Here is a 13,595-nt window from a genome sequence, read left to right on the forward strand (position 1 = left end):
ATGGGGTCATGGCTGGAGCGCAACATCATCGAACCGGGCAAGCTGCCCCTGCTCCTCGCCCTCACCGCCTTCGTGCTCACCTTCGTCGTCACCCGGGTCGTCACCCGCCTGATCCGGGCGGGCAAGGGCCCCTTCGGGAACGTCCAGGCCGGCGGGGTGCACATCCACCACGTGGTCCCCGGCGTGATCCTCACCGTCATCGGCGGGTTCGGCGCGGTCGCGAGCGGCCGGAACGGTTTCGGTGCGGCCCTGTGCGCGGTGGTGTTCGGCATCGGCGCCGGACTGGTCCTGGACGAGTTCGCGCTGATCCTGCACCTGGCCGACGTCTACTGGACCGAGGAGGGCCGCCGGAGCGTCGAGGTCGTCGTTCTCACCGCCGCCCTGGTCGGCCTCGTCCTGTCCGGCTTCTCGCCGTTCGGCGTCAACGACCTCAGCGAGGACGAAGTCCAGGGCCGGGGCAGCGTGATCTGGACCGTCGCCGTGAACTTCCTGCTCTCCCTGGTGGCCCTCTCCAAGGGCAAGACGTTCCTGGCCGTCTTCGGGGTGATCGTCCCCGTCGTCGCCCTGATCGGCGCCCTCCGCCTGGCCCGCCCCGGCTCCCTGTGGTCCCGCCGCTTCTACACCCGCCGCCCCCGCGCCCGAGCCAAATCCACCCTCCGCGCCACCCGCCACGACAAACGCTGGTCAGGCCCCACCCGAACCCTCCAGAACTGGATCGGCGGCACACCGAACCCAAACACCGGCCACACCCCGGACGACCGCTGACCGCGGCGGGCAGGGTCAGTTTTCGGGCTTTTCCAGTTCCTCCTGGGCCGGTTCCGGCAGTGCCTCCTGCGTCGTTTCCGGCAGTTTCACTTCCGTCGTTTCCGGTAGCTCCGCTGCCAGGGATGCCGCCGCTTGGACCATGGGGAGGGCCAGCAGGGCGCCCAGTCCTTCGCCGACCTTCACGCCCTGGGAGAGCAGGGGCTCCAGGGCCATCCGGTCCAGCGCCTTCGCCTGGCCGGGCTCGCCGCTGTCGTGGGCCGCCAGCCACCAGTCCGGCGCCCGGAACGCCACCCGCTGGCCCACCAGCGCACACGCGGCCACGACGACGCCGTCCAGGATCACCGGCATCTTCCGCACCGCGCTCTGCAGCAGGAAACCGGTGATCGCGGCGAGGTCGGCCCCGCCCGTCGTCGCCAGCAGCTGCAACTGGTCCCCGAGCACCGGCCGGGCCCGCCGCAACGCGTCCCGGATCGCCGCGCACTTGCGCATCCAGGCCAGGTCGTCGATGGCGAGCCCACCCCGCCCGGTCACCACGGACGCGTCCGTCCCGCACAGCGCGGCGACCAGCACGCCCGCCGCCGTCGTACCGCCCACGCTCACATCGCCGAGCACGACCAGATCCGTACCGGAGTCGGCCTCTTCGTCGGCGATCCGGACGCCGACCCGGAAGGCGGCCTCCGCCTCCTCCAGGGTCAGCGCGTCCTCGATGTCGATGCGCCCACTGCCGCGCCGCACCCGGTGCCGCACGACGTCCTCGGGCAGGGTCCCGGGGTCGCAGTCGAGACCCAGGTCCACGACCCGCACCGGAACACCCAGCCGCCGGGCGAGCACCGACACCGGCCGGCCGCCCTCCAGGACGTCCCGCACCAACTGCCCCGCGCTGCCCGCGGCCCGCGCCGAGACACCCAGCTCGGCGATCCCGTGGTCACCGGCGAACAGCACCACCCGCGGCCGTTCCACCGGCCGCACCGGAGCGACGCCCTGCGCCGCGGCCAGCCACTCACCCAGGTCGTCGAGGCGGCCCAGCGACCCGGGCGGCACGATCTGACGCTCCCGGCGCGCCTCGGCGTCGCGGCGGACCCCGCCGTCGGGGCGCTCGATCAGATCGGTGAAGTCGTCGAGATTAAGCGAGCTCATTCGCCGAACAGTACCGGCCCCGGTCGAACGGATCGCCGCCACATCGCGGCCACGTCGTTGCACCCAAGATCGCGATCCCATACGTTCCGTTTTGCAGCTGAATGTCGCATCTCTCTCGCGCCCGGAGCCGCCCATGTCCGCCCTCTTCCACGGCACGGACCTCTGCCGTGCCCCGCGCCGCGACGACTGCCCCTGGTGCGGCTCGACCCGACTGCGCACCCGCCTGCGCACCGACGGCTTCACACTCGACGCCTGCGGCGACTGCGCCCACGCCTTCCAGAACCCCGGCCTCCTCCACTACCCGCCCCAGGACCGCCCCCGCCGCGCCCGCCTGCTGGCCACCGCCCGCGCGATGCTGCGCTTCCCGGAACCGGAGAGCTGGCTGGACGTCGGCACCGGCGACGCGGCGTTCCCCGAGGCGGCCAAGGAGCTCTTCCCCTACACCTCCTTCGACGGCGTGGACATCACCTCCCGCGTGGAGTGGGCCCGAGCGGCGGGCCACGTGGAGGAGGCCTACACCGGCGAGCTGACCGAACCCCACCTCGCGGCCCATCTGCGCGCCCGCTACGACGTGGTGAGCGTCCTGCACCACCTGCACCGCACCCCCGAGCCCCGCGAACAGCTCCGGGCGGCCCTGACGGCCCTGCGCCCCGGCGGCCACCTGCTGCTGGAACTCCCCGATCCCGACAGCGCGTTCGCCGCACTCCTCGGCCGCTGGTGGCACCCCCGCACCCGCCCCGGCCACCTCCTGCCCCGGTCCAACCTCCGCGCGGAACTGACGGAACAGTCCTGCACGGTCGTCACCACGACCCGCTGCGACTACTCCCGTGCGTACCGGATCATCGCCCGCAAGCAGCCCGCGTAGCCGTCCCGCGACCGTCACCCCCGCAACGTCACCGCCTGGCCCGCCACCACCAGCAGCACGTGCTCGCACTCACCCGCGAACGCCGCGTTCAGCCGCCCCAGTTCATCCCGGTACCGCCGCCCCGACGCCGTCGCCGGCACGATCCCGGACCCCACCTCGTTGGAGACCGCCACCACGGTCCGCCGCGTCCCGCGCACCGCCTCCGTCAACTCCCGCACCCGTTCCCTGAGCGCCCGTTCCCCGCCGTCCGCCCACACCGCGTCGTCCCACGCCCCCACGGCGTCCATCGCGTCCGTCAGCCACAGCGACAGGCAGTCGATCAGCAGCGGCGCCCCGTCCTCGGCCAGCAGCGGCACCAGGTCGCAGGTCTCCGTCGTCCGCCAGGACCCGGGCCGCCGCTCCCGGTGCGCCGCCACCCGGGCCGTCCACTCGGTGTCCCCGCCGCGCAGCCCACCGGTGGCGACGTACAGCACGTCCGGGAACGCCTCCAGCCGCCGCTCCGCCTCCACCGACTTCCCGGACCGCGCCCCGCCCAGCACCAGCGTCCGCCGCGGCACGTCCGGCACCTCCTCGTACGCCCCCACCACCAGCGTCGTCCCGTCCGGCACCGCGCGCGCCCCCAGGGAGGCCAGCCGCCGCCGCACCTCGGCCCCCGGCGGCACGTCATGGTCCAGGTGGACGGCGATCACATCCGTCGTCGGCCGGACCGCCCCCACCGCCCGCAACCGGGCCAGCGCGTCCGGCCGCCCCAGCACATCGGCGACCACCATGTCGTACGCCCCGCTGTCGCCGTTCTCGATCCCGGCCGGCGCGCTGCCGGGCGGCAGATACAGCAGCCGCTGCCCGTCGGGCCCGGTCACCGCGTACCCCGTGCCCCCCGCGTCCATCGCCATGGCCCGCACCCGGTGCCCCGTCAGCAGCGCCAGCTCCCGCCCGTCCGGCACCCGGCCCGGCGCGGGCAGCCCGGCGGGCACCTCGACGGCCGGCCCGTCGTGCGGATGCGACAGCAGCACCTGCCGTACGCCCGCCAGGGAACGCCCCGCCCGGGCGGCCGCGAACGCCGCCCCGGGCGTCAGGTCCAGCAGCAGGGCCCCGTCCACGAGCAGCGCGGTCGCGGCCCGGGCGGCCGGACCCAGCGCGGTGGCGCAGGCCGCGCAGGGGCATTCGGGACGGGGGAGGCCCGCGGGGGCGCCGGTGCCGAGCAGAGTCAGTTCCACGGACTGATTTTCACCGGTCAGGAGGCAACCCGCGCGACTGGGGCGCCCTCACAGGGGTACGGGGGACCGCGCGACCGGCCCCCACCCGCCCGCAGATCACCAACCGCCTCGATCTTGTTCGCGGCGGCTTCCGCAGCCAATAGGCTGACGTGGACCACAGCTCACCTAGGAGGCCCCGCATGGCAGCATGGATCTGGCGCTTCGAGAAGGCCGACGGGACGGAGACCGCTCCCGCCGTGGAGCCGGAGGAGTTCACCACCCAGGGAGACGCCGAGTCCTGGATCGGCGAGGTGTGGAAGGACCTGCTGGCCGGGGGCGTGGACCAGGTACGGCTGTTCGAGGACGCCACGGAGATCTACGGACCGATGAGCCTGCACGCCGACGAGGCGTAGCTCCGAGCGGCGGCGCCGAAGAGCGGGGCGCCTTTCGGGCGCCCCGCTCTCGCCGTCACTGCTCGCCCAGCGTCACGTCCACGGTCCGCTCGCGGCCGTCCCGGGTGTACGTCACCGTCGCCCGCTCACCCGGCTTCTCCGCCGCGAGCGCCTCGGCCAGCGAGGTGATGGTCGTGATCTCCGCGTCGCCCAGCCCGACGATGATGTCGTCGGGCCGGATCCCGGCCCGGTCCGCCGCCCCGTCCTCCCGAACCTCGACCACGTCGACGCCGACGGCCCGGTACCCGGCGTCCACGACGGTCCGCGCGGTGATGCCGAGCGCCGCCCGCCCCGAGTCCGTGACCCGGCCGTCCTCGATGATCTGGTCGGCGATCGTCCTCCGTCGACGCCGGGATCGCGAACCCGATCCCGGGCGCCGCGCTGTCCCCGAGCCCGGGATCGGTGGCGGCGAGCGTCGGGATGCCGATGACCTCGCTGTCCAGGTTCACCAGGGCGCCCCCGCTGTTCCCGGGGTTGATCGCGGCCGAGGTCTGCACCATGTTGCCGATGGTCGCGCCCGTCCCGCCGCCGGAGCGGCTCTCGGTGACGGTCCGTCCGGTCGCCGAGACGATGCCCTGGGTGACGCTGGAGGAGAGGCCGAGCGGCGAGCCCATCGCCAGGACGATCTGGCCGACCTCCACCTTCGAGGAGTCCGCGAACCGGGCCGCCTTCAGCCCGTCGGGGGACCGGTTCAGCTTGAGGACCGCGAGATCCTGCTCGGGGTAGGAGTACACGAGCCGGGCGGAGAGCTCCTCCTCGCTGCTGGCGGTCGTCACCCGGAACGTCCGCCCGTCCCCGACGACATGCGCGTTGGTGACGACGTGCCCCTGGCCGCCGTAGACCACCCCGGACCCCAGATCGTTGCCGGCCTGGATCTGCACGACCGACGGCAGGACGTCCTCGATCACCTTCCGGTAGTCGTCCTGGAGTTCGTTCGCCGCGGCGGGAACCGCGGCCTGCGTCGTCGTGGCGTCCGCCTTCGCCCCGGCGCCGGACCCCGAGCCGGTGCACCCGGAGAGCAGGGCGGCGGAACACAGCAGCACGGTGGCACCGAGCCGCGAGCGGGCACGGGAAGCGTTCATGCCCCCGAGTCTCACGTCGCCGGGCGGGTCCGGCCTTCGGTGCACACCCGAACGGGGTTCAGCCCCGCACCCCGCACAGGTGCAGCAGCGCCGCCAGGCCGCGGTAGGGATCCGTGCGTCCCGCCCGCTCCTCGGCCGCCAGCAGCGTCTCCACGTCGGCCGGGATGCCCGCGTCGTCCGCCGCGGTGTCGGTGAAGACCCGTACGCCGTACCAGGACTGCAGCGGGGCACCGATGCCGGCGAGGGTCGCGGTGAGGGTGGAGAGGCGGTCGGCCCGTACGTCCAGACCCAGCCGGGTGGGGGTCCCCCCGTTCGCGTCTGTTCGAGGATGGGGGAGGTGGGCGGTGGTGTCGAAGGCGGCCAGCGCCCCGGCCCAGTCGCCGGACAGGCCGGGCCGCATCGCCAGCGCGTCGCCGTTGCGGACCAGCAGCGACAGCAGGCCGCCCGGGGCGAGCACCCGGGCCAGACCCGCCAGCAGCGGATCGGGTTCCTCCACGTACATCAGCACACCGTGGCAGAGCACCACGTCGAAGCTGCCCGGCAGGAAGTGCGCCCCGGTCTCCCGGCCGTCCCCCTCGATGACCCGCATCCGCTCGCGGATCCCCTCCGGCTCGCCCGCCAGCGCCTGCCGCGCCGCGGCGATCATCGTCGCGTCCTGCTCCAGGCCGGTCACCTGATGCCCGGCCCGCGCCAGGCGCAGGGACTGCGTGCCCTGGCCCATCCCGACGTCGAGGACCCGCAGGCGCCGCCCGACCGGGAAGCGCCCGGCTATCTGCTCATCGAGCTGCCGGGCCACCAGCTCCTGCCGTACGACGTCCCGCAGACCGCCCAGCTTGGTCAGCCAGGCATGCGCCGCGCCCCCGGAGAACGGCGTCGTGCTCAGGGCCGCTCCCCGCGCTTGACCTGCGGCTTGGGCAGCCGCAGCCGGCGCATCTGGAGGGACCGCATCAGGGCGTAGGCGACGGCGCCGCGCTTGTTGTCGTCCGGGTAGCGCTCGTTCAGCTGCTTCTTGAGGCGGTAACCGGTGACGATCGAGTCGAGCACGATCAGCACGATCACGACCAGCCACAGCAGCAGCGCGATGCTCTGCATCGCGCCCACCCGGACCATGCTCAGCACGAGGATGATCACGGCCATCGGGAGGAAGAACTCCGCGACGTTGAAGCGCGAGTCGACGAAGTCGCGCGCGAAGCGGCGCACCGGGCCCTTGTCACGGGCCGGCAGATACCGCTCGTCGCCGTTGGCCAGCGCCTCGCGCTGCCGGCTCAGGGCCTGGCGGCGCTCCTCGCGCTGACGCTTGGCGGCCTCCTTGCGCGTGGTCGGCGTATGGGCGACGCTGCGGCGCTGGGACTGGGCCTCACTGCGCTTGGGCGTGGGCCTGCCCTTCGGGGCCTGCGGGTCGCGGGGCTGATTGGAGTCGGTCAGGGTCGCCTTGTCGGCGACCGATGCCTTCTCATCCTTGGCACGGCTACGGAACACAAAACCCAAGGGTACGGGGTCGTCGCGCATGGACCCCAGCCCGGTGGGGAACGAATCGGCAACACCGGTCGTCCTGTAGGGGACAGAGGGGACGTTGCATGCGTTTCCGGGAACCCCGGGGAACACCTACTCCCTACGCCGGAGCCCGAGCGCACGCAGTCGTCCTTGGGGATGAGCGCATCCGTCCCCGAACAGTGCGGTAATGGATGCAGGGCCCGTACTGTGGGTTCTGTCGCAGGTGCTGGAGCTGGAGTCGTCAGAAGGGGGCGCGCGAAGCCCATGAGCGGTGTCATGAAGCGTATGGGGATGATCTTCCGCGCGAAGGCGAACAAGGCCCTTGACCGGGCCGAGGACCCGCGCGAAACCCTCGATTACTCGTACCAGAAGCAGCTGGAGCTGCTCCAGAAGGTGCGCCGCGGAGTCGCCGACGTGGCGACCAGCCGCAAGCGCCTGGAGCTCCAGCTCAACCAGCTGCAGTCCCAGTCGTCGAAGCTGGAGGACCAGGGCCGCAAGGCGCTCGCGCTCGGCCGGGAGGACCTGGCCCGCGAGGCGCTGTCCCGGCGGGCGGCGCTCCAGCAGCAGGTGACCGACCTGGAGACGCAGCACGCCACCCTCCAGGGCGAGGAGGAGAAGCTGACCCTGGCCGCCCAGCGCCTCCAGGCCAAGGTCGACGCCTTCCGCACGAAGAAGGAGACCATCAAGGCCACCTACACCGCCGCCCAGGCACAGACCCGGATCGGTGAGGCCTTCTCCGGCATCTCCGAGGAGATGGGCGACGTGGGCCTGGCGATCCAGCGCGCCGAGGACAAGACCGCCCAGCTCCAGGCGCGCGCCGGCGCCATCGACGAACTCCTCGCCTCCGGTGCCCTCGACGACCAGTCCGGCATGCACAAGGACGACATCCAGGCCGAGCTGGACCGGCTCTCCGGCGGCACCGACGTGGAGCTGGAACTGCAGCGCATGAAGGCGGAGCTGGCCGGGGGCACGTCCGGGCAGCAGGCCCTGGAGGGCGGCAACGGCAAGTCCCAGTCCCCGCAGCAGCCGCAGGACACCCCGCGCTTCGACAAGCAGTAGGCCCACGCCGAGGAGGGCGACATGATCGTACGGATCATGGGGGAGGGGCAGGTGAGACTGGCCGACAGCCACCTCGCCGAACTCAACGAACTCGACGACGATCTGCTGGCCGAGATGGACAGCGGCGACGGCCCCGGCTTCCGCCGCACCCTCCAGGCCCTGCTGACCCGGGTCCGGGAGCTGGGCGACCCCCTCCCGGACGACTCCCTCGAACCCTCGGAACTCATCCTCCCGTCCCCGGACGCCACCATCGAGGAAGTCCGGGAACTGCTCAGCGACGACGGTCTGATCCCGGGGTGAACGCGGGGGCTTCCCGGTGTGGGTCCGGTTTCCCCGGACCCCGCGTACCGTAAGCAGCCGTGAACACCCTCGACCGCGCCAGAGCCCACCTCACAGCGCATCCCCTCGCACTGGACGCGGCGCTCGCCACCGGCGTCCTGATCTGCATGGTGGCCGGCTCGTTCGTGGACCCGCACGGCGAGGACGGCGTCACCTGGGGCCTGCGCACCCCGGACGCCCCCAGCATCGTCCTCATGGCCGTCGGCGCCGGCGCCCTGGTCTTCCGCCGCCGCGCCCCCCGGACCGTCCTCGCCGTCGCCGGCACCCTCTCCGTCATCGAGAGCGTCACCGGCGACCCCCGCGCCCCCGTCGCCATGTCCGCGGTCGTCGCGCTCTACACCGTCGCCTCCACCACCGACCGGCACACCGCCTGGCGGCTCGGCCTGCTCACCATGACCGTCCTGACCGGCGTCGCCATGCTCGCCGGCCCCCTGCCCTGGTACGCCCAGGAGAACCTCGCGATCTTCGCCTGGACCGGCATGGCCGCCACCGCCGGCGACGCCATCCGCAGCCGCCGCGCCTTCGTCGACGCCATCCAGGAACGCGCGGAACGCGCCGAGCGCACCCGGGAGGAAGAGGCCCGCCGCCGGGTCGCGGAGGAACGCCTGCGGATCGCCCGCGACCTGCACGACGTCGTCGCCCACCACATCGCCCTGGTCAATGTGCAGGCCGGGGTCGCCGCCCACGTCATGGACAAGCGCCCCGACCAGGCCAAGGAGGCGCTGGCGCACGTACGCGAGGCCAGCCGCTCCGCGCTCAACGAACTCCGCGCCACCGTCGGCCTGCTGAGACAGTCCGGCGACCCCGAGGCACCCACCGAACCCGCCCCCGGCCTGGACCGCCTCGACGAACTCGTCGGCACCTTCCGCAGCGCGGGCCTCCAGGTCGAGGTCGCCCGCGCCGACCAGGGCACCACCCTGCCCGCCGCCGTGGACCTCGCCGCCTACCGGGTCATCCAGGAAGCCCTCACCAATGTGCAGAAGCACGCGGGCAACGAGGCGAAGGCCGAGGTCAGCGTCGTCCGCGTGGGACCCCAGGTGGAGATCACGGTGCTGGACGACGGCCGCCACGACGAGCAGGCCCCGCCCTCCGGCGGCGGCCACGGACTGCTCGGCATGCGCGAACGCGTCACCGCCCTGCGCGGCACCCTGACCACCGGTCCCCGCTACGGCGGCGGCTTCCGGGTGCATGCGATCCTGCCGGTCAAGACCCGTGCCGCCGCCACGGGAGAGCCGGGGGAGACCGTATGACCATCCGTGTCCTGCTCGCCGACGACCAGGCGCTGCTGCGCAGTGCCTTCCGCGTCCTGGTGGACTCCGAACCCGACATGGAGGTCGTGGGCGAGGCGTCCGACGGCGCCCAGGCGGTGGCCCTGGCCAGGGAACAGTGCGCCGACGTCGTCCTGATGGACATCCGGATGCCCGGCACCGACGGTCTCGCCGCCACCCGCATGATCAGCGCCGACCCGTCCCTCGCCCAGGTCCGCGTGGTCATACTGACCACCTTCGAGGTCGACGACTACGTCGTGCAGTCGCTGCGGGCCGGCGCCTCCGGCTTCCTCGGCAAGGGCTCCGAGCCCGACGAACTGCTGAACGCCATCCGGGTCGCCGCCGGCGGCGAGGCCCTGCTCTCCCCGGCCGCCACCAAGGGCCTGATCGCCCGCTTCCTCGCGCAGGGCGGACCGGGCGACGACGAGCGGGACCCGGCCCGTGCGGAACGGCTCGACGCGCTCACCGTGCGCGAGCGCGAGGTGCTGGTGCAGGTCGCGGGCGGCCACTCCAACGACGAGATCGCCGAGCGCCTCGAAGTCAGCCCGCTGACCGTGAAGACCCACGTCAACCGGGCCATGGCCAAGCTGGGCGCGCGGGACCGGGCCCAGCTCGTGGTGATCGCGTACGAGTCGGGCCTGGTCCGTCCGAGGGTGGACTGAGCGCCGCCCGCGCGTACTGCGCCGGGAGTATGCGCGGGGGGAGGAACAGCACCTCGGGGCTACGAATCAGGGGTTCCGGATGGCTCAGGGTGTAGGAGCCGCTCTGCTCGACAGAAGAGAGACCCTGACCCCATGTCCTGGCTGTCCAGATTCAGCCTCGCGCAACGAGCCCTCGTCGGGCTCATGTCGATCATCGCGCTCGCCTTCGGAGCGATCGCCATACCCCAGCTCAAACAGCAGCTGCTGCCGTCCATAGAACTGCCCATGGTGTCCGTGCTCGCCCCCTACCAGGGCGCCTCCCCGGACGTGGTGGAGAAGCAGGTCGTGGAGCCCATCGAGGACAGCCTCGAAGGCGTCGACGCCATCACCGGCGTCACCTCCACCGCCGGCGAGGGCAACGCCCTGATCATGGCGTCCTTCGACTACGGCAACGACACCCAGCAGCTCGTCGCCGACGTCCAGCAGGCCGTCAACCGGGTCCGCGCCCAGCTCCCGGACGACGTCGACCCGCAGGTCGTCGCCGGTTCCACGGACGACATGCCGACCGTGGTGCTCGCCGTCACCGCCGACAAGGACCAGCAGGCCCTGGCGGACCAGCTGGACCGGACGGTCGTGCCGGACCTGAAGGACATCGACGGCGTCGGCCAGGTCACCGTCGACGGGGTGCGGGACCTCCAGGTCACCGTCACCCCGGACGACGCGAAGCTGGCCGCGGCCGGTCTGACCGCGCAGTCCCTCACCGAGGCCCTCCAGGCGGGCGGCGCCACCGTGCCGGCCGGCTCCTTCGACGAGGCCGGCGCCAACCGCACCGTGCAGGTCGGCGGCGGCTTCACCGCGCTGGACCAGATCGAGAACCTGCGGATCAAGGGCGACGGCAGGCCGGTCCGCCTCGGCGCGGTCGCCAAGGTCGAGCAGGAGCAGGCCCCGGCCGACTCCCTGACCCGGACCAACGGCGAGCCGAGCCTCGCCGTCATGGTCACCATGGACCGCGACGGCAGCGCGGTCGCGATCTCCGACGCGGTGGACGACAAGCTGGCGCAGATGCGCGAGGACCTCGGCGCCGGCGCCGAGGTGACCGTCGTCAGCGACCAGGGCCCGGCGGTGGCGAAGGCCATCGACGGCCTGACCACCGAGGGCGCGCTCGGCCTGCTCTTCGCGGTCCTGGTCATCCTGGTCTTCCTGGCGTCGATCCGCTCCACGCTGGTCACCGCGGTGTCCATCCCGCTGTCGGTGGTGCTCGCGCTGATCGTGCTGTGGACGCGAGACCTGTCCCTGAACATGCTGACGCTGGGCGCCCTGACCATCGCCATCGGCCGGGTCGTGGACGACTCGATCGTGGTCCTGGAGAACATCAAGCGCCACCTCGGCTACGGCGAGGAGCGCGAGGAGGCCATCCTCAAGGCGGTCCGCGAGGTGGCGGGCGCGGTGACGTCCTCCACCCTCACCACGGTCGCCGTGTTCCTGCCGATCGGCCTGACCGGCGGCATGGTGGGCGAGCTGTTCGGCTCGTTCAGCCTGACCGTGACCGCGGCCCTGCTGGCGTCGCTGCTCGTCTCGCTGACGGTCGTCCCCGTGCTGTCGTACTGGTTCCTGCGCGCCCCCAAGGGCACCCCCGAGGACGCCGAGGAAGCCCGCCGCCGGGCGGAGGAGAAGGAGGCCGAGAGCCGCCTGCAGCGCCTGTACGTCCCCGTCCTGCGCTTCGCGACGCGGCGCCGCCTGACCAGCGTGGCCCTCGCGGTCGTCGTCCTCATCGGCACCTTCGCCATGGCGCCGCTGCTGAAGACGAACTTCTTCGACCAGGGCGAGCAGGAAGTCCTCACCGTCAAGCAGGAGTTGCGGCCCGGCACCAGCCTGGCCGCGACCGACGCCCAGGCACGGAAGATCGAGCGGCTGCTCGGGGACACCGAGGGCGTCAAGGACTACCAGGTCACCATCGGCTCGTCCGGTTTCATGGCGGCCTTCGGCGGCGGCACGGACAGCAACCAGGCGTCCTACTCGGTGATGCTGGAGGACTCCGCGTCCTCCGAGGAGGTCACCGACCGCATCGAGGACGGCCTGAAGAAGCTCGACGGCGTCGGCACCACGACCGTCGCCGCCGGTGACGGCTTCGGCAGCCAGGACCTGAGCGTCGTGGTGAAGGCGGCGGACGCCGAGGTGCTGCGCGAGGCCGCGGAGGAGGTCCGCAAGGAGGTGGCGGGCCTGGACGACGTCACCGACGTCACCAGCGACCTGTCGCAGAGCGTCCCGCGGATCTCGGTGCGGGCCAACGGCAAGGCGGCGGCGGCCGGTTTCACCGACGCCACCCTCGGCGCGGCGGTCGCCCAGGCGGTGCGCGGCACCACCGCGGCGCAGGCCACCCTGGACGACGCCGAGCGCGATGTCGTGATCAGGACGGCGAAGCCCGCGCGGACCCTCGACGAACTCAGGGACCTCCGCCTGGGCCCGGTGAAGCTGTCCGACGTGGCGACGGTGAAGCTCGTCGACGGACCGGTGTCGATGACCCGGATCGACGGCCGGCGGGCCGCGACGATCACGGCGAAGCCGACCGGCGACAACACCGGCGCGGTCAGCGCGGACCTCCAGTCGAGGATCAACGGCCTGGACCTGCCCGCGGGCGCCACGGCCGAGATCGGCGGGGTCTCCGAGGACCAGGACGAGGCGTTCGCCAACCTGGGCCTGGCCATGCTGGCGGCCATCGCGATCGTCTTCATGCTGCTGGTGGCGACCTTCCGCTCGCTGGTCCAGCCGCTGATCCTGCTGGTCTCGATCCCCTTCGCGGCCACCGGCGCGATCGGCCTGCTGGTCGCCACCGGCACCCCGATGGGCGTCCCCGCGATGATCGGCATGCTGATGCTGATCGGCATCGTGGTGACCAACGCGATCGTGCTGATCGACCTGATCAACCAGTACCGCAGGCAGGGCTACGGCGTGGTCGAGGCCGTACTGGAAGGCGGCCGGCACCGGCTGCGCCCCATCCTGATGACGGCCCTGGCGACGATCTTCGCCCTGCTGCCGATGGCGCTCGGCGTCACCGGCGAGGGCGGCTTCATCGCCCAGCCGCTCGCGGTGGTGGTGATCGGCGGTCTGATCACCTCGACCCTCCTCACCCTGCTCCTCGTCCCGACGCTCTACACGATGCTGGAGCTGCGCAAGGAGCGCCGGGCGAAGAAGCGCGCGGCGAAGCGGGAGCAGAAGGCGGAGGTAGCGGACCGGCCGGAACCCGTGAAGGTGTGACCGAAGCGGCCGGGTCCCGTCCATGGTGGTACGGGACCCGGC

Annotated in this window: 12 protein-coding genes and 1 pseudogene; 8 read left to right on the forward strand and 5 right to left on the reverse strand. The window is 72.6% G+C overall.

What is annotated here, in order from left to right:
* A complete protein-coding gene (locus ACWD1Z_RS20630) occupies positions 1–765 on the forward strand; it encodes a hypothetical protein (RefSeq protein ID WP_451120544.1) in 765 nt (254 codons plus the stop codon).
* Between the two features lie 15 nt (positions 766–780).
* Here ACWD1Z_RS20630 and cobT read toward each other — a convergent pair whose 3' ends face one another.
* Positions 781–1,902, reverse strand: coding sequence for a nicotinate-nucleotide--dimethylbenzimidazole phosphoribosyltransferase (cobT, locus tag ACWD1Z_RS20635; protein ID WP_451120545.1), 1,122 nt, complete (start codon positions 1,900–1,902; stop codon positions 781–783).
* A gap of 133 nt (positions 1,903–2,035) precedes the next feature.
* Here cobT and ACWD1Z_RS20640 point away from each other — a divergent pair, with 133 nt between their 5' ends.
* Entirely contained in the window at positions 2,036–2,767 is a 732-nt protein-coding gene (locus ACWD1Z_RS20640) for a class I SAM-dependent methyltransferase (protein ID WP_451120547.1), read from the forward strand.
* A 14-nt stretch (positions 2,768–2,781) separates the two neighbouring features.
* On the opposite strand, the gene ACWD1Z_RS20645 is transcribed toward ACWD1Z_RS20640, so the two are convergent.
* A complete protein-coding gene (locus ACWD1Z_RS20645; protein WP_451120549.1) occupies positions 2,782–3,984 on the reverse strand; it encodes a bifunctional adenosylcobinamide kinase/adenosylcobinamide-phosphate guanylyltransferase in 1,203 nt (400 codons plus the stop codon).
* Between the two features lie 179 nt (positions 3,985–4,163).
* Here ACWD1Z_RS20645 and ACWD1Z_RS20650 point away from each other — a divergent pair, with 179 nt between their 5' ends.
* The gene (locus ACWD1Z_RS20650; protein ID WP_451120551.1) at positions 4,164–4,376 is read left to right on the forward strand and encodes a hypothetical protein; all 213 of its coding nucleotides are present in this window, start codon (positions 4,164–4,166) and stop codon (positions 4,374–4,376) included.
* Between the two features lie 55 nt (positions 4,377–4,431).
* Here ACWD1Z_RS20650 and ACWD1Z_RS20655 read toward each other — a convergent pair.
* The 3 genes and pseudogenes from ACWD1Z_RS20655 to ACWD1Z_RS20665 form a co-directional block, all read right to left on the reverse strand.
* Positions 4,432–5,497: pseudogene (locus ACWD1Z_RS20655) on the reverse strand (S1C family serine protease).
* Between the two features lie 58 nt (positions 5,498–5,555).
* Positions 5,556–6,293 (reverse strand): class I SAM-dependent methyltransferase, encoded by a 738-nt coding sequence (locus ACWD1Z_RS20660; protein WP_451120552.1) that lies wholly within the window; start codon positions 6,291–6,293, stop codon positions 5,556–5,558.
* An 83-nt stretch (positions 6,294–6,376) separates the two neighbouring features.
* Positions 6,377–7,006: a DUF3043 domain-containing protein gene (locus ACWD1Z_RS20665; protein ID WP_389418477.1), complete on the reverse strand. Its 630-nt coding sequence runs from the start codon at positions 7,004–7,006 to the stop codon at positions 6,377–6,379.
* A 270-nt stretch (positions 7,007–7,276) separates the two neighbouring features.
* Between ACWD1Z_RS20665 and ACWD1Z_RS20670 the strand changes: the two genes are divergently transcribed.
* The 5 genes from ACWD1Z_RS20670 to ACWD1Z_RS20690 all read left to right on the forward strand — a co-directional run bounded on the left by ACWD1Z_RS20670 (position 7,277) and on the right by ACWD1Z_RS20690 (position 13,553).
* Positions 7,277–8,050: a PspA/IM30 family protein gene (locus ACWD1Z_RS20670; RefSeq protein ID WP_451120687.1), complete on the forward strand. Its 774-nt coding sequence runs from the start codon at positions 7,277–7,279 to the stop codon at positions 8,048–8,050.
* A gap of 21 nt (positions 8,051–8,071) precedes the next feature.
* Positions 8,072–8,350, forward strand: coding sequence for a PspA-associated protein PspAA (pspAA, locus tag ACWD1Z_RS20675; protein WP_451120553.1), 279 nt, complete (start codon positions 8,072–8,074; stop codon positions 8,348–8,350).
* Between the two features lie 59 nt (positions 8,351–8,409).
* Positions 8,410–9,639: a sensor histidine kinase gene (locus ACWD1Z_RS20680; protein WP_451120554.1), complete on the forward strand. Its 1,230-nt coding sequence runs from the start codon at positions 8,410–8,412 to the stop codon at positions 9,637–9,639.
* Positions 9,636–10,319 carry a response regulator gene (locus ACWD1Z_RS20685; protein WP_451120556.1) on the forward strand — a complete coding sequence of 228 codons (684 nt, stop codon included), beginning with the start codon at positions 9,636–9,638 and terminating at the stop codon, positions 10,317–10,319. Before ACWD1Z_RS20680 ends, ACWD1Z_RS20685 begins: the two co-directional genes overlap by 4 nt.
* A gap of 132 nt (positions 10,320–10,451) precedes the next feature.
* Complete coding sequence (locus ACWD1Z_RS20690; RefSeq protein ID WP_451120558.1) at positions 10,452–13,553, forward strand: efflux RND transporter permease subunit; 3,102 nt, start codon at positions 10,452–10,454, stop codon at positions 13,551–13,553.
* Positions 13,554–13,595: the final 42 nt, after the last annotated feature.

It is taken from the genome of Streptomyces sp. NPDC002784 (assembly GCF_053592135.1).